Annotated in this window: 19 protein-coding genes; 14 read left to right on the top strand and 5 right to left on the bottom strand. The window is 45.6% G+C overall.

Going from position 1 to position 21241, the window contains the following annotated elements; all coding sequences use genetic code 11:
• Nucleotides 1–584: 584 nt before the first annotated feature.
• The 7 genes from H6G21_RS03825 to H6G21_RS03855 all read left to right on the top strand — a co-directional run bounded on the left by H6G21_RS03825 (nucleotide 585) and on the right by H6G21_RS03855 (nucleotide 6380).
• A complete protein-coding gene (locus H6G21_RS03825) occupies nucleotides 585–1190 on the top strand; it encodes a GNAT family N-acetyltransferase (protein ID WP_190570724.1) in 606 nt (201 codons plus the stop codon).
• Between the two features lie 160 nt (nucleotides 1191–1350).
• Complete coding sequence (locus H6G21_RS03830) at nucleotides 1351–2283, top strand: RHS repeat-associated core domain-containing protein (protein ID WP_347277972.1); 933 nt, start codon at nucleotides 1351–1353, stop codon at nucleotides 2281–2283.
• Between the two features lie 156 nt (nucleotides 2284–2439).
• Nucleotides 2440–2850 (top strand): HNH endonuclease, encoded by a 411-nt coding sequence (locus tag H6G21_RS03840; protein WP_190571288.1) that lies wholly within the window; start codon nucleotides 2440–2442, stop codon nucleotides 2848–2850.
• A gap of 90 nt (nucleotides 2851–2940) precedes the next feature.
• Nucleotides 2941–3465, top strand: coding sequence for an SMI1/KNR4 family protein (locus H6G21_RS03845; protein WP_190570728.1), 525 nt, complete (start codon nucleotides 2941–2943; stop codon nucleotides 3463–3465).
• 252 nt (nucleotides 3466–3717) lie between these two features.
• Nucleotides 3718–3840, top strand: a complete 123-nt coding sequence (locus H6G21_RS25945; RefSeq protein WP_277875241.1) for a hypothetical protein — start codon at nucleotides 3718–3720, stop codon at nucleotides 3838–3840.
• Nucleotides 3841–3981: 141 nt separating this feature from the next.
• A complete protein-coding gene (locus H6G21_RS03850; RefSeq protein WP_190570730.1) occupies nucleotides 3982–4725 on the top strand; it encodes an Rpn family recombination-promoting nuclease/putative transposase in 744 nt (247 codons plus the stop codon).
• 440 nt (nucleotides 4726–5165) lie between these two features.
• Nucleotides 5166–6380 (top strand): bifunctional sterol desaturase/short chain dehydrogenase, encoded by a 1215-nt coding sequence (locus H6G21_RS03855; protein WP_190570732.1) that lies wholly within the window; start codon nucleotides 5166–5168, stop codon nucleotides 6378–6380.
• A 127-nt stretch (nucleotides 6381–6507) separates the two neighbouring features.
• Here the strand turns inward: H6G21_RS03855 and H6G21_RS03860 are convergent, their stop codons facing one another.
• A complete protein-coding gene (locus H6G21_RS03860) occupies nucleotides 6508–7965 on the bottom strand; it encodes an FAD-binding domain-containing protein (protein ID WP_190570733.1) in 1458 nt (485 codons plus the stop codon).
• 182 nt (nucleotides 7966–8147) lie between these two features.
• Between H6G21_RS03860 and H6G21_RS03865 the strand changes: the two genes are divergently transcribed.
• On the top strand, nucleotides 8148–8882 hold the full coding sequence (locus H6G21_RS03865; protein WP_199307004.1) for a GntR family transcriptional regulator: 735 nt from the start codon (nucleotides 8148–8150) through the stop codon (nucleotides 8880–8882).
• Nucleotides 8883–9009: 127 nt separating this feature from the next.
• Here H6G21_RS03865 and H6G21_RS03870 read toward each other — a convergent pair whose 3' ends face one another.
• Complete coding sequence (locus H6G21_RS03870) at nucleotides 9010–9807, bottom strand: hypothetical protein (RefSeq protein WP_190570735.1); 798 nt, start codon at nucleotides 9805–9807, stop codon at nucleotides 9010–9012.
• 5 nt (nucleotides 9808–9812) lie between these two features.
• On the bottom strand, nucleotides 9813–10715 hold the full coding sequence (locus H6G21_RS03875) for a hypothetical protein (protein ID WP_190570737.1): 903 nt from the start codon (nucleotides 10713–10715) through the stop codon (nucleotides 9813–9815).
• A 148-nt stretch (nucleotides 10716–10863) separates the two neighbouring features.
• Here H6G21_RS03875 and H6G21_RS03880 point away from each other — a divergent pair, with 148 nt between their 5' ends.
• Nucleotides 10864–12189: a TIGR04222 domain-containing membrane protein gene (locus H6G21_RS03880; protein ID WP_190570739.1), complete on the top strand. Its 1326-nt coding sequence runs from the start codon at nucleotides 10864–10866 to the stop codon at nucleotides 12187–12189.
• Here the strand turns inward: H6G21_RS03880 and H6G21_RS03885 are convergent.
• On the bottom strand, nucleotides 12186–12788 hold the full coding sequence (locus H6G21_RS03885) for a methyltransferase domain-containing protein (RefSeq protein WP_190570741.1): 603 nt from the start codon (nucleotides 12786–12788) through the stop codon (nucleotides 12186–12188). The two genes, H6G21_RS03880 and H6G21_RS03885, sit on opposite strands and share 4 nt — an antisense overlap.
• Before the next feature lie 325 nt (nucleotides 12789–13113).
• Here H6G21_RS03885 and H6G21_RS03890 point away from each other — a divergent pair, with 325 nt between their 5' ends.
• Both H6G21_RS03890 and H6G21_RS03895 read left to right on the top strand, forming a co-directional pair.
• Nucleotides 13114–14151: a hypothetical protein gene (locus H6G21_RS03890; protein ID WP_190570743.1), complete on the top strand. Its 1038-nt coding sequence runs from the start codon at nucleotides 13114–13116 to the stop codon at nucleotides 14149–14151.
• A gap of 722 nt (nucleotides 14152–14873) precedes the next feature.
• Nucleotides 14874–16712: a serine/threonine-protein kinase gene (locus H6G21_RS03895; RefSeq protein ID WP_190570745.1), complete on the top strand. Its 1839-nt coding sequence runs from the start codon at nucleotides 14874–14876 to the stop codon at nucleotides 16710–16712.
• Between the two features lie 23 nt (nucleotides 16713–16735).
• Here H6G21_RS03895 and H6G21_RS03900 read toward each other — a convergent pair whose 3' ends face one another.
• Entirely contained in the window at nucleotides 16736–18223 is a 1488-nt protein-coding gene (locus H6G21_RS03900; protein WP_190570747.1) for an ATP-binding protein, read from the bottom strand.
• A gap of 598 nt (nucleotides 18224–18821) precedes the next feature.
• On the opposite strand from H6G21_RS03900, the gene H6G21_RS03905 reads away from it, so the two are divergent.
• The 3 genes from H6G21_RS03905 to H6G21_RS03915 all read left to right on the top strand — a co-directional run bounded on the left by H6G21_RS03905 (nucleotide 18822) and on the right by H6G21_RS03915 (nucleotide 21225).
• Nucleotides 18822–19298, top strand: coding sequence for a hypothetical protein (locus H6G21_RS03905; RefSeq protein ID WP_190570749.1), 477 nt, complete (start codon nucleotides 18822–18824; stop codon nucleotides 19296–19298).
• 179 nt (nucleotides 19299–19477) lie between these two features.
• A complete protein-coding gene (locus H6G21_RS03910; RefSeq protein ID WP_190570751.1) occupies nucleotides 19478–20035 on the top strand; it encodes a hypothetical protein in 558 nt (185 codons plus the stop codon).
• Between the two features lie 131 nt (nucleotides 20036–20166).
• Entirely contained in the window at nucleotides 20167–21225 is a 1059-nt protein-coding gene (locus H6G21_RS03915; RefSeq protein WP_190570753.1) for a hypothetical protein, read from the top strand.
• Nucleotides 21226–21241: the final 16 nt, after the last annotated feature.

Below are 21241 nucleotides of genomic sequence, written 5' to 3' on the forward strand. Positions count from 1 at the left end.
AACTCTACCGATCCGATCCCCCTGAATATTGAGGGGATTTCGTTAAATTTTTCCAAAGTCTCTCTATTTCTGGCGTAGCCTCTCCGTAGGAGCTAGGGGAATTTAGGGAGATCGTTATGGGTTGCAATCGCAAGTTGCTTGGGGATAGAAGCAGCGATCGTGGTTGAGTCCTGATAGCAAGTTCTACGGGCCGTCAGTCCGGGCAAAGATGATTAGCTAGGGCTTGGCTTGACTGTATCGATTAATTTTCGATCGTGCACCAAAGTTCGGCTACTGATTGCTGGTAGATTCAAAAGCCACGACGATCGAATTGAGTTTCGGCTGCAATCTTATTGTTGACTTTGAATTTTATATGATTCAGTTCTGTTGAATGGAGCTGATTTGTAGTATTGCCTCAATTGTTGAGAAATCTATGGGATTCACGTAATTTTTTGAATTCATTACTGATTTTCAGATTCTTGCGAACTAAATTCAGTCTTGAACATGTTTTCAACCTTTGTGTGAATGAATTGAGCTTTTAGTTCATTGCACTAGCTTTGTTTTGCAATTTTTAGTGTTTCTTTTTTGTTTAATTTCGATTTTTTATGTTGATTCAACCGCTTAGCCATGTGACGCTCCATGGCGCAATTTCTGTACTCGATCGAACGTTTCCCAGCAAAACTATTTTTGAACAAATGAGCCTACGAGCTTGTTTAAACCGCAATAAACTTATCTATCGCTTAGGTTTCTTGATCGCAGGAGTGCAGCAGTTAAACTACTGGGTTGCTGTGGACGATCGAGAGCCTCAATCCCCTCAAGTAGTCGGTTTGATTGGTCTGTATAACCATCGGGAAGACGCCGACGAAGCCCTGTGGATTGCCATGTTCTGTGTTGATCCGGCCTGTCGGGGCCAGGGAATCGGGAAAGATCTCCTCAATTTTGCAATTAACAAAGCAAAACTCGCTGGAAAACGCTACCTGCGCCTCTATACCTCTACGGATCCCAACGAAGCTAAAGCCCAGACGATTTACGATAAAGTCGGTTTCCGCATCATCGATCGCCGACCTATTCCCGGAGAACCCTGCGATCGGATTTATCGAGAGTTGGATTTGCAACCGAGTGCCCTGCGATCGCTGCGATCTACGGGGCCGCAACTGCAATCCTATCTCATCAATCCGCTCTGGGTGCGTGCAGTCCTGCAATTGCCCTAATGTCAAATCCGGGATTGTAGCTATAGCAACGGGGCTGGGTAAGGCCTATTTATAGGAGCCAGGGGTCGATCAGGTCTGGTCGCAGTAGGGGGGCGATCGGACAGATTGGTTCTTGGCGGATCATTTGGGTTCGACGAGGGCGTTGATTAATGATAGTGGTGTGATTCAGAGAAGCTTTACCTATGATGCCTTTGGTAAGCTGGTGGGTGAGTCGGGCAATGCTGGGGTGGATACGCGCTATCGCTTTACTGGACGGGAGTGGGATGGGGAATCGCAACAGTATTACTATCGTGCTCGGTATTATGATGCCAATACGGGACGGTTCATTGGACAAGACCCGTTAGGCTTTGCAGCAGGTGATAGCAATCTGTATCGCTATGTAGGGAATAGTCCTGCCATGGCGACTGACCCCTCGGGTGAAATAGCTGTAGCAGCAGTTGTTTTGCCTGTTGTTGCTGGTTTGGCTGCTAATATGCTTCAGCCGGAGCCTGCTCAAGCACCGATGAATGCAAGAGACAATCATCCTGACCCCAATCAAGTCTTGAGAGAAGCTGCAACTGAAGTAGCCTTAACTGGTGGAGTAGGTCTGGTTAAGAAGGGGGCTGAACATGGCCTTAAACGGGGTGCTTCAACGGCTCTTGGGAAAGCTTTAATCAAAGGGAAAGATAAACTCTTTAAGCTTGGCGGAAATGCAGCAGATACGCTGAGTATTTTGGGTAAAGATTGTATTGATGATTTGTTGCGCAGTACTGCAAAGCCCCTAAGCACATGCTTTGTTGCGGGAACCTTGGTTCTGACTGAAACAGGGATGACTCCTATTGAATCAATTCAAAAAGGCGATCGGGTGTGGTCATATCATCACGATGCTTCAACTTGGGAACTCAGAACTGTTCTTCAGCCGTTAGTGCATGAATATGCGGGAGATATTATTACTCTAGTTGTTGCGGGTGAAATCATTCAAGCAACAGCAACCCATCCATTTTGGGTCATCGGGAATGAAACCTTAAACCTCCGTCCAAGCGCAACAGAAATTCCTCTGGAAGAACAAGCTTATTTTGCAGGTGGTCGCTGGATTGAAGCACAACACTTATAGATCGGCGATCGATTGTTCCTTAAAGACGGGTCAATCTCAGTTGTGCAGAGGTACGATCGCCAATCTCAAGCGTCGATCGTCTACAACCTCATGGTAGAAGGATTGCACAACTATGCAGTCTCTTGCCTGGGGGTACTCGTTCATAACCGAGCACAAATGGCTCGACGATTACCTCAGACTGGTGGTTACTGGGACGATATCCCTGGCGAATCAATCTGGTACTCTAATAAGCCTGATGTCAACAAACTTACCCAAGGCTCTGGGGTTCCTTTTAAGAAAGGATTTCCAGATTTTTCAGCCTGGGAGAAAGGGAAGATTTCGTTACCTAACATGACAGGGAAAAAGGCGGACTTTAGAGAGGCAGATAAATTATTTGCAGAACAACAAGGTTGGTTATTTAAAAATGGAACCCCAAATGGAGCAGCATCTGCGAGATTTCGTCAACAGAACCAATTAACATGGCACCATGTCGAAGATGGTCAAACGATGCAACTTGTGCCTACAGCATTACATGGAAATACCCCTCATTTAGGAGGTGCTTCCCTTAAAAAGGCAGGTAAGATATAGTAGAGCAGCTTGAATTTTTATCTATTGTTGAAATGCTGAAAGACGATTAGGAATTCAGACAAAGTTCCTTTGATAATAAAGAGGTAGATCATGAATCAGTATTCACAGAAACTCGGTGAGCTAGCCATATATTGGTTGTATGAAGATGCTAAGACAGTTAAGATCGAGGATATTTTCGCGCTGGAAAAAATAATACAACATCAGTTACCTCAAGACTACACCGAATTTCTGATGAATTATAATGTAATTGCATTCGATAACTATGTTGAATTTCCTTTAATAGAAGAGTGCTTTGGAGAAGATTGGAAGTCGATCGACCTTTTTTGGGGGATTGTATACGATGAAGCTAGAGATATTGGTCATCAGTATATAAATAACTATAAAGATAGACTTCCTAATGGGTTGCTTCCGATCGCTAGTGATGCCGGAGATAACATCATTTGCATTGGGATAGCTGAGGATATTAAAGGTGAAATTTATTTTTGGGATTTCGAAGAAGAACTTCACGATCCTGATGATGAAGATCTAGAGGACCCCTTCTACAATACTTGCCTAGTTGCTCATTCATTTAGTGAGTTTATTAACTCAATGCGCATTGAAGAAGAACTAGATTAGGTCGCGACATCCCCTAAACTTGCTTTGGGAGCTATATTAAACCGGCACTATTTGATCGTGCATCTTTAAATTTATCTCATCTTTAGATTGAGGCTCTGAGAACCAGTTCTAGAGAATATAGAACCCATTTGGGATCTTTGCTGTAGTCCTTTCTGGGAGCGCATTTCAAGGCAGATTCTCGAATTCGCCTACAAGCCTTGCGGAATCAAGATTCTAGCCGTAAATCTCAAATGGATTCTATATAAGTTTTAGATGATGAAAACATCTGATGCCGGGTTAATAGGAGGTTATCTGTATGGGCCAGGGGTCGATCAGGTCTTGGCGCAGCAGATGGGCGATCGGACAGATTGGTTCTTGTTGGACAAAAGCCATTAGGTTTTACAGCAGGCGATCTCTTGTTCCTGTGGGACATCTAAATTGCAGAGGTACGATCGTCCTAATAAGACTTAGATCGTACTTCTCCCCCCTTCCCAAAAACTGGCTTACCCGAGAACGGATGGGGTTTACAATCAAAAGATGAGTTTCGATAGCACCTGTCGGCGACTAGCCGAACAATTTCCCGAAGACATTGCCCAATGGCTCCTCGGCAGACCCATTCAATCCACCCTTCTCAAACCCACCGAACTGTCCCTCGAACCCATCCGCGCCGATAACCTGATTTTACTCGAAGGCGATGCCGACATCCTGCACGTAGAATGGCAAACCGACCCCACCCAAGTCATGCCCATGCGCCTTGCCGACTATCGCCTGCGCATCCACCGCAAAGCCCCCGATAAAACCATCCATCAAGTCGTCATCTACCTACGCAAAATCGATTCCCCCCTCGTCCAGCAAAACTACTTCGAAATCGCAGGCATGTACGCCGAGTACAACGTCATTCGGATCTGGGAAGTTCCCGTCACAGAACTCATGCAGGCTCCCGGTCTATTGCCCTTTGCCGCCCTCGGCCAGACCGATAACCCCGAACGCACCTTGCGCGATGCGGTACAAGCCATGAAACAGGTTAACAACCCAGAGCAGCAGCATGAGTTACTGGGTGCAGCCTACTTACTCGGTGGGTTAGTATTAGAACGAGAGTTGATTGGTCGAATCATTCGGAGGGATGTTTGCGCGAGTCCGTTACCTATCAAGCCGTCTTGGAAGAAGGCCGCGAGGAAGGGCGTCAGGAAGGTCGCGAGGAAGGCAGGCAAGAAGGTCTTCAGGAAGGTCGCCGATCGCTGGTCATCAGCCTATTACGGGAAGGCGCAGAGATTGATCTGATTGTCCGGGCAACGGGTTGGTCGATCGAGCAAATTCAGCAATTACAGCAGGACAGTTCTCGCTAGCAAGACTGCAACCCCTGGGGCTATTCCTCTACATCGATTGCTTGTCAAGGCTCCTATAATACTCATCATAGGAGCCAACCGCCTCGCTTGCCTCTCTCCCTGCTAGTCCATCCATCCGCTGGTGCGTGCAGTCCTACAACTGCCCTCAGGTCAGCCTAATATCACTTGCTGGGATGCCCATCACTCGTGAAAACTGCACAGCTAAAGGCATTTCGATCGCCTTCAGTGTAGCCGAAAGGCAACTTTCTTTAATCCTTGCATAGCTGTATAGTTATGATGTAATATGTAGACCCATTAATTTGTGTAAACATATCATCTTCAACTTTAAGATAGTTATCAAAAGCTGAATACATCAACAACCGAGTATAACGACTCATGCAGTTACTGTGGGGATTGATTGGGTGGGGCGTTGTTTCAGTCATCCTGGCTGAAGTGACGCGGGACATTTACCATATTGCGGGGCACTACTGGCAACCGTTAAAGCGGCACCATATGGCCCATCACAAAGCCTATCGTCGAGATCTGACGATGACGACTCTAGAGAACTATAAACAGGCGCAACTCTATAATGATGTGCCGGAATCTCTGGCGATGATGGGAGTGACGGCCCTGGCCGCTGTATTGACGGCGCAACTGGGGATGTGGTTTGGGTGCCTGTATTCCCTGGCCTTTTTGATTCCTGCGGCGGCTCGCTCCCAAGGCTGGTTGCTGCAAACGGACTTCAGCCATAAGCCCGGTGCATTGGTCACGATTCCCAGTCAGTGGAAGGTGAATCGCTCTTACCATTGGCGACACCACTTCGACGAGATGAATGCTTACTATTGTGGGCATTTCACCTTTGTCGATCGCCTGTTGGGAACCAGTTTGGCCCTGAAAGGCAAGGTCGTTGCGGTGACGGGGGCCTCCGGCGGGATGGGTCGGGCACTGATTGATGAGCTATGCCAGCAGGGAGCCCAAGTGGTCGCCCTCACGACCCGTCCCGGCGCAGAATTCCCCCCAGAAGTTCGGGTGCAGCGTTGGCAGCTTGGGGCCGAGGCTGATTTAGTCGCTCAGCTTCAGGATGTGGATATTTTGGTCATCAACCATGGCATGAACGTCTATGGCGATCGATCGGCCCAGGCCATCCAGGAAATCTATGAAGTCAATGCCTTTTCGGTGTTGCGACTGGCCAATGCCTTTTTCAGCACAGTGACAGGCCCAACGGACAGAGCTACGAAGGAACTGTGGGTGAACACCTCGGAAGCGGAAGTCAATCCGGCCTTTAGTCCGCTCTATGAACTCTCCAAACGTACCGTAGGAGATTTGCTCACGTTACAGCGGTTGGATGCGCCCTGCATTATTCGCAAGTTAATCCTGGGGCCGTTTAAGAGTCCGTTGAATCCCTACGGCATTATGTCAGCCCGCTGGGTAGCTTGGGCGATCGTGGCCTTGGCCAAGCGGGATGTTCGCAACATCATTGTGACGATCAATCCGATCACCTATCTGGTGTTTCCCATACATGAGTTTTTCCAGTCATTGTATTTCCGGTTGTTTACCCGTCGTTCCCGTGCAGTGGCTCCTGATGCTAGCGAATTGGTCAATGCTAAATAATTCCAGCGTTGTTTACGCTTAAACAAGACGTTGTCAATACGATTGTTGCAAGCCGTTGATTAGAATTAACTCATATAACGCGATCGTGATTCTGCATTGGATTCATATCGCGTTTTTTGTTGAATTTTTATATTGTGGTTTTAGCACCCTCTGTACTGGCCTTTTGTGCAGCGTAGCGCTCTTTGAAAATCCGCTGTTGGACTGCATGATCGACGATCGGTTGGGGATATCCCGACCGATCGCGGCTGCCTTTGTCGATCTTGCCGGAGATTAACTCTTCAGTCTCGACACTGCGCAGTTCGGGAAGCCAGCGCCGGATATATTCCCCATCGGCATCAAATTTTTGCGCCTGACTGGCGGGATTAAAAATTCGCAGGGGCTTGGGATCCATCCCACTGGATGCACTCCATTGCCACCCCCCATTATTCGCCGCCAGATCCCCATCCACTAGCCGCTGCATGAAATACTTTTCCCCCCAGCGAAAATCTAAAATCAAATCCTTGGTGAGAAAACTGGCCACAATCATGCGACAACGGTTATGCATCCAGCCCGTTTCGTTCAACTGTCGCATAGCTGCATCGACGATCGGATATCCCGTTCGGCCTTCACACCAAGCCTGAAAGCGGTCTTCCTGGTTATCCCAGGGAAAATTCTTAAACGGAGCGCGATAGGCTCCCTGCTCTAGTTCGGGAAAATGAAAGAGTACATGCTGGTAAAATTCCCGCCATGCTAATTCCTGCTGCCAGGTGGTAATGCCCCCTTGGGTTTCTTCGCTGCGGGCCTGTTCCATGGCGGTTTGTGTCGCGGCCCAAACGGTCCGAATCCCGATCGTGCCAAATTTGAGGGCTGGGCTGAGGGTGGAGGTACCGGAGTTAGCGGGAAAGTTCCGTTCGGTGTCGTAATCACCAATGTGTTGCTCGGTGAATTCGTTTAACCGTTGTTGCGCTGCTAGTTCACCCGGTTCCAAAATCTGCCCATTATCCCAACTGAATCCTAATTCCTTTAACGTTGGTAATTCAATTACACCCGTTCGTTGGACTGTTTCCTGTTCCGTTTCTGATAGCCCGATCGCACCTGTTAATTCTGCATAGGGCTCTGCTTTGGGCTGACTGCGCCAATTTTTCCAGAAGGGTGTGTAAACGGTGTAGGGGGCTTGGGTGGCTTTGGCGAAGATTTCCTGGGGGGTATGCAGCAGTTGATCCCAGGCGGTTACGACTTCAACGCCCACGTCGTGCAGGGCATGAATCAGGGCATTATCCCGTTCCTGGGCATAGGGCTCCACATCCCAGTTCCAATACACAGCAGTTGCGGCTAGATTTTTCGCCAGCTTAGGAATCGCTTCCGTGGGCCGATCGTGCAGGAACAACAACTGACTGCCCGCCTCACGATACCGTTGCGCCAGCGATCGTAAGCTGCCTAGCAGGTAATCCACTCGCACGTCAGCCACGTCATCCCGTTGCAAAATGCTAGGATCTAAGCAGAATATCCCCACGACTTTGCGTGTTTTTTGGCGAGCCATGGCCAACCCCACATTGTCGGCGATGCGCAAATCTCGACGGTGCCAAAATAGGATGAGGTCAGACATGATAAACCCAAGAAGCAATATAAACCCAAGAAGCAATCCCAGCAAAACCGATCATTCAGATCAAATTTACTAACTAGTTTACCTGATTCTCCTGAATTTCGCTGTTTCTCTCCCGAGTGCTGATCAACGAGATCAAGTTAGTGAACAATAGGGAAAAGATGTCTGGAAAATAGCTTGGATCTATGGCTTGGTCTCGATCGCGCAGGGTGTCCCTCCCCTTACATCAACAGATTTCCGAACAACTGCGATCGGAGATCGAAGCTGGAACCTATCAACCCGGCGATCGACTGCCCAGCGAAGCCCAACTGATGGCGCAATTTACCGTGAGTCGCATTACCATTCGACGGGCGATCGCGAATCTGGTTCAGCAGGGGTTAGTGCAATCCCACCATGGCAAAGGGGTCTTTGTGACGACCCACGATCGGGCAATTTATTCTCTCTCCAGTCCCTTCGTTTGGTTTAACGAAGACATGGTACGCCAGGGATTAACCCCGCGCATTCAAACCCTCCTATTCCAAGCCGTCCCGCCCCCGGAATCCGTGCGCCAAACCCTAGCCCTGCCGCCGGAAGTGACCCAAGTCTACCTTCAGAAAAAGTTCCTGATGGTGAACCAAGTAGCCGCTGCTTTGGATATTACCTATCTCGTGCCGGATTTAGGTGCAACCTATGCGGCAGAACTGAAGGACAAGATGACCTTTCCCCTACTGGAACAGCAGGGCATTAGCGTCGATCGCATCGATGCGCTACTGTCCTGCCGCCAAGCCGATTCAGAAACCGCTGCGGATCTAGGTTTACCCCTCGGCAGTCCCATTTTGGTCTATCACCATACGGCCTATACGGGCGATCGGCCTATTCTCTACGGCGAAACGCTCTCCAGTGGCGATCGCCTAGCCTACGCTGTTACCTTGAAAAAATAGAACCCTATAGGATGCTCAAATTCCTTTGAGCAGAGTCTCGATCGCTGTGCAATATTTTGAGACGGTTCTGGATGAGTTTAAAACTAGAATTCCATCGTCTCCGCACGCTCCGCTAGGAATGTCATGATTAATTTTTCGACAACTCCGACATACTTGAACCTATTGTTAGTTGGTCATCAGATACTTGTAAAAACCTGGTAAATTGGTCATAGAATTGATATTTAAGTTGGTAGGCATAATGCTCAGCCTGAATACAGTATTCTAACGCTGCTTCAGATGTAATGAATTGTTGTAAGTGAATAGCCAACTCTTGAGAATGGGTTCGCCCACCCAAAATACGTTCCTGGCCGATGTCAGACTGCCTGCTGTCATGAATCATGTGAAAGTAATAGAACTCTGATCTAGGCTTTTGGAGAGATTGTCCATGGGATAAGCGTTCAGAAATCCTTGGCCAGAAACAGGTGTACTCTACCGAAACAAGTACCTCCGCCCAAAAACGAAGAAATGTGACAAGCCCAATTTGGCAATGGTGCTGCCCTAGGCAGTTCACTAGAAACTGATAGCTTTCTGCCCGGATTGTCTGAGTTATTTCGGTTTCTGGTGTGGTTAAAATTCTTTCAGGAGTGGCCCCAAGATTCAGTAAATCTTGGAACAATAATTCACGATGGGAAGGCAGGGGAATGCCCTTGGTATTGCGAGGAAATTCTTCATTCAAGATACCTCGAACTGTCTGTTTAATCTGAGGAGCGGTCAGTGCATCAATGACAAACTCATAAATATTGACAATTGAGAGGGATAGAAATCTGCGCTGGATTAAAATTTCCAGAAAATCCTCCCAAGCGATCGTGTCAATCTGAGTCAAGATGGGACAGGATTTAAACTGATCAATTAATTTGATTTCAAAATCATTAAGTGCCTTTAACATGCTGACTAATTCACAAATAGGATTTTCAGATCATTTCTCCAATTCTGCTTGGGATCTGGGGAAAAGTGGCGTGCAACTTGCCACATGAGTTCGAAATCGTTTTGTAAGGTCTTTACGATTAGTTGATTGGCTGCGTTTAAGTTTAATTCTATCTGAAAGGTATTGATAGCTAGTGATCCGTGCAGGAAAGGCGCAGCGAGCATATAATTACCCGCTCGGTAGATTGCCAGAGAAGGCAGTGTATCGTATAGCTTAATTGAAAGGAAGTGCGGTTTTTTTGAGTGTTGGATAATTTTTTCTAGCGTTTCCAAGTTAGCAATCACATAATCGCGGATATTGGCCTCACTCCCAAAGCTATCATTAGCATATCGTCGCAAAACCTCTTCTCTCAGTTTGGCAGCTTCAGAATAGGGCCACGCTAATAGAATTCTGATCTGAATATCGTTTTGAACGCACTGGATTAGAGATTCATAATAGTCATCTAAGTTGGGTGCAAAGGTTTGCAGAATATCAACTTGACGATTCTCTAGATTGGGAGCGTTGATTAAGCAATCGAGTGCAGCGCTAAATGTATCTTTAGGAAAACTTGGATAAATATAGTTTAAGCCAATCTCAGAGAAAAAGACGTCACCATTTTGGCGCTGTAGGTATTTTGCACTTAAATACTTATGCAATTGCGGTAGTTTATGCCCTTTTCCTGTAATCTGAAATTTTTTGTAGATATTCTTCAGGCGTTGGGTAAAGGCTTCTTCCTCAATTGTAGAATATGACTGAATGTAAGCCTCCAGTAGATCGTTTTTACTTTGGCCTTGAGCTTCTTGTAAACACATCATCACCTCTATTTCAAGAGGGGTAAGTTCATACTCTGGGCACTGACATAGCGCCTCTAAAAAAGAAATCCAACTCATACTCAATCTTAGAATTAGAAGTAACTGTGGTAGCAGCAACCTAGACTGAAGATTTCTACTTGATTACACTTCATTACACTATTCCTCCATTTACTTACTTTCTAGAGACAAGTAAAAATAACTGTACCTTTTATAAGGCTGATTGTCTATGTTTGATACATTCCAATCCACCCTTTATCAACGGCTACAGACATTTGAGTTGGATGATCCAAGCCATGAATTTGGGTTTACCCGCCATCTGATGAAAAATCATGGCTGGACGCTAGCCTATGCTCAACGGGCGATCGCGGAGTATAAAAAGTTTGCCTTTCTTACCGTCGTTGCCAACCATCAGGTGGTGCCTTCTGATCAGGTAGATCAGGTATGGCATGCCCACATACTCCTGACACAGTCCTACTGGGAAGAGTTTTGCCCAAAGGTGTTAGGGAAAAAACTGCACCATCATCCAGCCCGAGGGGGACGTGCAGAACGCGTAGAATTCCATCATCTTTATACACAAACGATCGCGAGTTATCGACAATTCTTTGGTGCTCCACCTATTGATCTTTGGTCACCGCCAGATGTGCGGTTTGGTGCTGAACTAAAGATGCAGCGGATTAGCTTAAACGATCACTGGGTGATTCCTAAACGTATTCTTCCTCTGAAAATTGCTCAGTCCTGGAGTATTCTAGCGATCGGGGTCGGTCTGATGCTGATTTACAGTGGTGCAGCCCATGGAGCAATGCCAGAGCAAGCAACAGGTAACACTGCTGCTAATCTATATTGGACAATCCTCTTTGGTGCGGTCATCCTGGGACTCAGCTTACGTTACGTGATCCAAAGTCCCAGCCAACAGCCCCATAAACCTCAGCTAGACCATTACCAAACCGCTTATTTAGCGGGAGGAGATTCACGCTCTGTGGAGTTGGCTATTACTAATCTAGTCCATCAGGGCTATTTGCGTCCCAATGTTCGCAATCGGACGTTTGCGATCGAAAAACAGTTAGCGCCTGAAGCACCATCCCTCGAACAGCAAGTAATGAAGCAAGTTCATCGAACACCATCTTTCAAAGATCTACGGCAAGCTAGCCAATATCAAACGAATTTTCTAAGAAGATCACTAGAGCAGGAGAAGCTATTGATGACAGGATGGGCTGCTTTTATGGGATCAAGCTTTGTTTGGTTTATTCCTATGACATTGCTCAGCAGTGGTCTAGGTATTCAATCCTTATATGTAGATGGGGCTATCTGTACAGCGGCATGGTTATCAATTGGTATTGTGACTTTATGCTGTTGTTCTTCTAGTGGGCGCACTCGTTGGGGGGATCGAGTCCTGGGACAGATCCAGGAACAGCACAATGCTTACGACCTGACTCAGCGCTTTGCCTTGTATGGCTATACAGCTCTATCCGGTGGGGCACTGGATGATTTAAAGCAAATGTTTGCAGCAGAAGCGCAAGAAAATACTGCGGGAGGTTGTGGCTGTGGCTGCTAGGTCGCTCGCACCTGGAAAATTCCTAAATGTTCTTTGCCTCGACGACTGACAATGGAATCTTTTGCTGCTTTGAACAGAATGACATCAAAGTCAGGGGCGAACAGTTCCAGAATGGCTTGGGGTTGAATGCTAAAGGGCGGCACGTCAGAGCGATGGCGAGTCAAGAATAGAGCAATCAGTTGCCCTTCTGGACGGAGCAGGTTCTTTACAACCTCAACGTAGCGCGATCGCAGCGTTGGATCGATCGTACAAAAACAATTGTGCTCCAGAACATAATCAAACTCCTGGAAAAACGCTGTTTCGAGTTCAAAGATATTACGTTGTAAAAACTGAGTGGTTAGGGCTCGTGCTTGGGCCGTTGCCTGAGCATACTCGATCGCAGTGCGGGCAAAATCAAACCCGATAACGTCAAACCCTGCGGTTGAAAACAACATCGCATCCTGTCCCTTCCCACATCCCAAAACGGCCATTTTCCCAGCTTTAAGCGCTTGGGATGAAGCCAGTAGATTGATTAAGGGGGGAGCTGGACACCCTAGATCCCACCGATCTTGATTATTTCGATACCTGTCATTCCAGGATTCAGCAGCGAAGTCACTCATACTTAGAGATCAATCCTGTAATATCCTTCTATACTCTGAATTTAGGACAGAATGACGACTTTCAGACACCTAATTGTCTCAAATTTCCAAAAAGATTGAAAATTAGGGAATAAATGACTATATTACCTGTGATCGATACCTGCGCGGCCTAGTAGAAAGCTGATCAGATCCCAGTGGAAACTATCTCCGACTCAGCAAGTAACATTCCCAGAATATTTGAGTAGTTTGCTTGGTTAGTCTATAGAAAAATCAGTATAAAAAGCATCGTGCCCAAAGGACTGATGATCTCGAATCAGATTTTCGATAAGCATTCAGACAAGATACTATGCAGACGATCTACCAGACAGTTTGGACTCCGCCAGCACAGATCAAGGATCATAGAGGCTTGTTGCTTGATCCTGATACATTTTTCTTCGCATCACCTCCTCCAGAGATTGGAGCGGTAATTAGCGCAGCATCAGGAGCAGGTACTACGGAGGCACTCAATCGATTAAGTAGAACACCCATTTTGCAAACTTTACTGGAAAATACCCGAAGCGTCTTCTCTTCTTGGCAACAAGTCCTGATCACCCTTTTCTACCTCTTCCTCTTTGCTCTCCTCAGCCTATTTTCTATTGGGGCTGGATTCTTAGTTGGAATAATACTGAATGCTTCCGGTGCAGGTTCAATTTGGGCTTGGTTTGGAGGAGGGTTAGTAGCAGTGCTATTTGGATGGTTTTATATCACTACATTTCGCGGTTCCAAAGCTAAATGCTCTTTTGTGGGTGAACTGGGAGTTGCTTATTACTGGCAAACCCGTAAAGGAATCAAAGGTGAGGTTTTGCGTTTCTCAGAAACAACGGGATTACGCAAGAATATTACGAATCGCTACAGATATGGAGACTATGACAGCACTTCATTTCACTATATTTGGAACAATCAACCGTTCTTGTCGGATCAGCCAACCAGGAGACGACCTTTCTCCATTGCGGGAGCAGCTTGGGATATTTCAATTAGTGATGACTACATTTTTGCTCAAGCGGCGGAACGAGCTTGGAGCACCATCCGGCTCCAACGGGCACAAGCTGAACTCGCTCAGTCGGGTGTTGTTCGGTTTTCAACAGCTCAGAGTATCAAGTTGGAAATAGGTTCAGGTTTTATTACGGTTATCTTTTCCCATCGAGTGCCAGGACGGATTGAGGCCCATGAACTAGAATTAACGACGGGAAATGGCACGATTGCAATTCGACGCAAGACTGATGGATGGTCATCTGGACGCTTTAACCCCCTTGATCTTGTGAATGTTGTCTTGCAAACCCGTGACATTGACGACCTGAATGTATTTCTTTACTTAGTCGAAGCGATCGTTTTGAAAAGATCCTAGTCTAGCGTTTACAAGCTAGCTTGTGTCCACTCTCCATCCATTAAATATATCAATCCAGCAAATTAGCCCTGTCAGGATGATGGAATGATACAAGGCATTGTTCAAGAAGGACTGACGATCTAGAGTCGAATTCTTGGTAAATCCATTCGCTATACCGTTTATCTGCCTGCTGACTATGCCACTTCCGTGCTTTAGCTTTAGGTGTAAAAAAGGACGATTAGCACACTCTAAAAAGGCGATGTTTCTTTTTCAGGATAATGTACAACTTCATGTGAAGACAACTGATTATTACACAAATGGATTCTACCAAAGCACCGGATGTTATTTTGCTTGGATGCGAGGGCAAGAGCGGCTGTATGAAATAACTACAAATTATCACAGGTGCAGAAGAGAAAAATCAGATTGTGTCTTATATTTTGCTAGAGCGGCTGAGTCAGCTTGGAATCAATATCGTCAATAGGAAAATCATGATATTTTACAAACAGGATGAAAAGCAAATGGTCTTTTTCTTGGATGAGTCTGCCGTAGAGGCGATCGCCGTTTATAGAGGGGCTGTTGAGAAGTTACGCTGTACTAGAATAGAGAGCAGTAGTTGATAATCCGGCTCCATGCAAATCTACTGCACACATCCCTCATCGACAAAAGAAAACCCTCATTTGACCGAATTGTCGCTGTCTTCGGGTGATCGGCTACCACTATCGCTTCATTGTGAAACCTGTGGAATGCCATTGATTTTGAGTGATGGTCGCTACGTTCCGATCGAATCCTTAGGGGATGGAGGATTTGGTCGAGTATTTTTGGCCTATGACCTCAAATTCCCCCAAAATGATGGCACCTATGCCCGTCGAGCCATCAAACAATTCCGTAGTGATCGCGGACTCTTTCCTGGGCAGATTCAACAAGCACTGAAAGCATTTGAGTCCGAAGCCGACGTCTTAGATAAACTACGTCATACTCAGATTCCACGGGTATATGAACCTTTTCAAGTGCAATCGGGTGATCACAGCTATGCATATTTCGTTCAAGAGTATGTGCCGGGTGATAACTTACAAAAAATTCTGGACAATTCATCTGGCACGGTTTGGCCTGAAACTGCGGTGAAAGAAATGCTCCGTCAGATGCTAGAGATTTTAGATTATTTGCAGACTCGATCGTCACCTGTAATTCATCGCGATATCAAACCCTCTAATATCATTCAGACAACCGATGGTAAATACCATCTGATTGATTTTGGCGCGGTGCATCAGGTAATGGCAGATACAATATCCACAATTTCAGGACAGACAACTCAACCTTTTTGCACACCAGAATACGCCGCTCCAGAACAATTACAGGGACAAATTGGGTTGACGACTGATTTATATGCACTTGCTAAAACTGCTATTTGCTTGTTAACTGGTAATCCCAATGGAGCATTGCCACATCACACATCTTGGCAGTTTAAACGCTTGCTTTTGCAGATGCGCGATCCTGACCCGGTGAAACGGCCAGCGTCGGCCAGCGTAGCTTTAACGCAACTGAATCAGCAGCGTCCGCCGGGACGTCTACTAGGGTATGGGTTACTTGGAGGTTGTACGATCGCGGGGCTAATCACCTATGGCCTGCCTCAGTTCAATCGTCCCAAAATCCCGCAACGCGATTGGACAGTGAGCTTATCAACAATTAGTGATATTAGCTTTCCTCCACCAGTTGAAACCACTTATTTTTATGGTGGCAGTACTACTGCAGAACCCCTTGCCGCAGAAATCAACGATCGAATTCAACGTAACAACCTGAAATTGATTTTGAAACGAAAGCCGCCCAGTCAGGGATATGAGTATTCGGCAGACGGCATAGATCGATTGATTCAGGGAGAACTAGACTTTGCGCTTTCCTCGAAAGGGATTCAAGCTAAGCAAGCCAACAACGCCCGTGCTCGCCAAGTCAAACTGGCTAAAATTGCCGTTGCAACAACAAGTAGTGCCGTTGTCGTGCATCCAGAATTACCAATTGGCGGAATTACTTCAAAACAATTAGAGTTGATTGAGGCAAGAAAGATTCTTAATTGGCAAGAAGTGGGCGGGCCTGATTTGCCGATTCGGATGTATGCCACTGATGCTCAATATATCAAAAATCCGAGCGGTGGAGAACCACAAGCGGGAGTCGATTTTACTAAAGTAAAAAATTTTGAGGAGGCATTTCAAAGAATTCAAGATGATCGTGGGGGTATGATGATTGCGCCTACTTCAGTCGTTGTGCGGTCGATCGTCGGCTGCTCGTTGAAAGCCTTAAAACTGGGGTTCGATGCTGGTTCTCTCCTCCATCCTTACCAACAAGAGCGGATTCTTTCCAGCGCAGATTGCCGTGCGAATAAACGAAATCAGGTGAATCTGAAGATAATTGAAGCATCTTCCTATAAACTTCTATCGACAATTTCAGTAATTGTCTTGCAAGATGCTGGCATTAAACAGTGGATAGGTGAATACTATGCCGCTGTGCTGACCACAAAAGAAGCCAAAAGAATTATGGCAGAACTGGGCTATGTCCCCATTCCGTCAGTTAATCCAGAAGTCCAAAATTGAGTCAAGACTATTTCGAGTATGGCCTATAGGAATGCTTGTTCAAGCAAGGCTAAGTTTTGTCCGGCGTAGCCTGTGGTGATTTGTGTTTTAAGCTGTTGAATGCCTTGCCGAAGTTTCAAGGGTGGAATTTCTTGTTTTAGAAGACAGACGATCTTGCTTACAATTCGCTGCATCTGTTCAGCACGAACCACTTCATCTTCTACCACCAAACTATGACTAATCAGCAATTTGGCCATTGCATTAGGCCGTCCTTTAATTAAATAGCGAATCTCGCGGGCAATTTCCTCGATTAGTAAATTCGTGATTTCTTTCAGGGTGACAGGCTCTACTTCGTACTCTGCCTTGGCGGATTTGCCAATTAGTGAGTGCTGACTCATGAGGGAATAGAGCGCGTCATCTAGCTGTGCTAGTGGCACCTCAGGCAGACTCTGGCGCAACTCAAGATAGTCGAGCGGTTGTCGCCAAATTGCCAGCCAGTATAAGATTGCTTTTTCGAGTGCCGACAAATGGCGAAACTCCGATCGAAGAATTTGTGTGATATCTTTATTTCCATAGATACTAACCCCTGATTCAACTAAAGTGGCGATGCTGCCAGCATGAATAGTCCGAATCCGTTCCGCCATCAATTTAATAATTTGAGGATTATTGTAGATTGCGATAAACCTTTGTAGCTCCAGTTCACTGCCTTGCAGTCCCTCTGCTATCAAAAATTCGCGATCGTCTGCATCAGTCATTCCAGTTAGCTCATAGCACTTGGGTGTCAGGTGCTGGGTGAGTAATGGCGATAGCCGTTGCCGACTGACGAGCAGTAGCGTACTTTGATGATCATGTCCGATCGCGCGCAGGAGCTTTTGATAGTCGTCGTCAATATCGGTTGTCAGTATTGTTTCCCATTGATCAAGCACAATTAGGCAGCGATGCCGTTTCAGACAACGTTGCAAATCCGCCAAGGTTCCCTGTTCGACTACGCCTTGGGACAAACTGAACAAAAGTTGGTTGATTAATTCCGGGGGAGTGATGGCGGTTTCCAGCGAATACCAAGCATGGTGTGAAAACTGTGATTTAGTCTGGTGCCAGACACTTCGTGCCACAGTCGTTTTGCCCATTCCCGCACGACCATAGAGCCAAACCATACGGCATTGTCGATCGTTCAACCAATTTTGCAATTGTGCGATCGCCGGACGACGACCATAACAGACTGGCGCTGGGGCATCGGGTGTCGTACTCAAATCAGCAGCATCTTCCAATTCGACATCAAGCGCTTTGCACAGAGCCTGAAAGTTTTCGATTTGGACTTTTCGCCCTTGTAGAAACCGCCTGAGCGTCGCTACCGAAGGTGAAAAGCCTGCCACGTTCGATCTCCAGTAATTGTCCCAACCGATTGTCGGCGCTGGTTGAGTAGCTTCCATTGCCGCTTGCAGCCAGCGCTCATCATCGGCTGTCCAACCGCGTTTGAGGCGTGCTTGCTCAATAATAGTTTTACCGTGTTCAGAGAGACAGAGAGAGACCATACATTAGATTGGAATTTACCATCATCCGTACCTGCTTTCTGGTCGTTTGTCAAGGATCACTTTTAGCTCAGTTGGTTCAGCCTGTGACTGAGCTGAAGCTGAGACTAGCCAAACTCAAGCAAATTTTTCTAAACTGCATATGTCTCAATTGCTGAGGATGATTTATGACACAGGTTAAGATGAATCGAATCCAAATCTCATCGATCATGTATATCTTAGTCGGACTCGTAATTCTCGGCGTTGCTTACCTATTCAAACCTTCAATTATTGAAGATTTGAAAAAAAGTTCAAAACGTCGTCCAGGCTATCCAGATGAACGAGCTATTAGTCGAGAGTTCCATCAATTATGGCAAGAAGAAGTGGCTAAGTCCGCGGGCCAATCATAAATAGGAGACTGCATAATGACCTATTCAATTTCTGTTCAATTCATGCGCTCAATTATTCCAAGATTCATTACCGTTCAAAGTACGATCGCCCTTACGATCGCAACTTTGATATTGGGCTTAGAGCCATTAACGATCCTTTAACTTATAGACGTAGGATCAGTTCAGATAAGATTGGAAAGTACCCCCCAACATTGTCATCTAGGAGATAACCAATGAGCTTGCCAGCACGATCAATTACAGTAGTTTTTGCGACTGTAGCACTGAGTCTTGAAATGTTTGCCACAAGCGCAACTGCATCAAATCTTAATCTTCAACAACAGTCCTCAAGCAGTAATTCACCTTCTACAGTACTTCTCAGCCAAGAAAGACCAGTGCTATTGGCTCGAAATACAAAACGGAAACCGAAGAAATCTAAAACGAAGAAATCCAAATCCCGTCCAAATAATGTTGTCGTCTCACCCGAAGAAGCATCTCAGTACCGACAATTGGAAATCGATGGATGGGCAGCAGCTGAACAATGTATTCTTTATGGAGATGGTGCTGCATGTAATCGCCTATCGAATATCTATTCAACGCTACAGAATTTGTGTTCTCAAAAACCATCTCAAATTTGCTCCAATCATTACACAAATTTAAGTGGTCATGAAGCATATCTGAGAACGATAAAACCGATGCTAGAAGTGCATTGAAGAGAGTTATTTTCCTCCTACCTTATTACTTCTGATTTTCGCATGACCACTTGCGATGACCGCCTAGCTATAAAGTAGCACTTGGTTGGACATATAAACATGACTCATCTGATCTATGCGCAGTAGGTGAGCTATCGTTTCCTATATCATCCTTGCCACTCTGTACATGAAGAGGTCTTATGAATCAGTCTTTAAAGGATTGTTTGAAAAAGAACGATATACCAGGAAAGGTTATAGCGTTCATCATATATATCATGATGCTTTCACTTGTGTATCGCTTCGCTTTCGGTGAGGCTTGGCTATACCCTTTTATGGTTTATATAACGCTTGCAGCGATTTTCAGTATTAAACCACTCATCACATTAATACAACGCTTTTACTGTCCGATCTGCCATCAGAATTTTGCATTGGTCATACGTGATCCTGTAATCACATGGGATGGTTATATACGGAAGGTGCAGACGACCTACTGTTGCTCACATTGTTCTTACGAAAAAGTATATGAATTTTCTCAAATCGATGAGTATCGAAAGTTTCAGCTTGAAGAAGCCAAGCGAGATTTTGCCAAAGAGTTTGAGCATGAATTAAAAGATTTATCACTCATCGATCGCGCAAAAGCCCTTAGAGAAATCCGAAGACAGGCAAAAGATACTGAAGAAGCAAGATTCCGGGAAAAACAAAATGCCGAATATTTAGAATGGCGAGAAAAACAAGGATATTACTCAAACTATGATTAGTCCATGATAAAACTGCTTCAGCAGTAGCATAGATGGGACGCTCTGGTTAGTACTTCTCCTGAGTAATCCTAAACCCTTTATGTTTTGACGCAAAATCTGTTGAAAGTTTCAATTAGTTGGTAACAGCTGCTATGATTGTCAGTCTTTTTGTAGGAATTTCAATCGTTCTACTCATCACCTCCCGCTATTTCTTTAAGCGGCATCGAGATTGTGCAAAAGTCGCGATCGCAACACCAATATATTTGCATCCTTTTACCAAGGTTATATTAGAAGACACGGCAAGCAAGGAAACTCTCTCTGCCCAGAGTTCTTTATTTATATACCAGATATTCGCTTTTTTAGGAGTATGGGTATCTTTATCCTCGATAGCCATCATCTTAGCTGAAATTATATCCGCAAGGGTAGAATCTTTCTTGTTGATTGTCACTTTGCTTTTGCTGGCATTTATTCTCTATTCGGTTATCTATATATTTTCCAATGCTTCCAAACTAGAGCCACAGGTCAGAATCAAACGGAAAAGGCACTGCGCTTTTTGCAAAACACCTTTTATTAAGCAGGATATCCAAGCGATCGATTTTCTCCATGATACTGAGCTGGCAGAATATCATGCAGGTCTAATTCAATGCCGTGTGAATACTGAATTTTGTTTAGATTGCTCTTTCCCAATTAGTCGAGAAACATTAGATCTTAGTATCTCATCTTTCATCAAAGATGAGTCTACCATCTGTCCGAAATGCAAAAACCGTACTTTCATCGTCAGAAACATCAGCGAAATACTTACGACTGAACGTATTGGCGATGCGGGCTATAGAAATTTTATGCAGCAATGCAATTATTGCGGGTGCCAAGTAGAAAAGCAGCCTCGTATTACCCTGTTATCACTAGAGCCAACAATTAAATCTGCAATTTATGATCAATATACGACCCAGTATCAATCCTATTCTTCTAGCCTCATAGCAGCGATTCAAAGGATGATTCGGCTTGATCGAGCCGGGAAAAATCGTTTGTCAGAACCCTATCACATAATTGACAATGCTCGACTCCGAAAAAATCGCACTCCGAGCCTGAGAGAAATCAAATACTTGAGCACAGACGACTTAGAACGCGCGATCGAATTCATTCACAAATGTGTGGAAAGAAGAGAGGTAGAGGAACAGGCGATAGCAGATTCCGCACCTGATCCCTATTAAATGACAAAATAATCGA

The sequence above is a fragment of the Alkalinema sp. FACHB-956 genome (assembly GCF_014697025.1).
Taxonomy (GTDB): domain Bacteria; phylum Cyanobacteriota; class Cyanobacteriia; order Leptolyngbyales; family Leptolyngbyaceae; genus Alkalinema.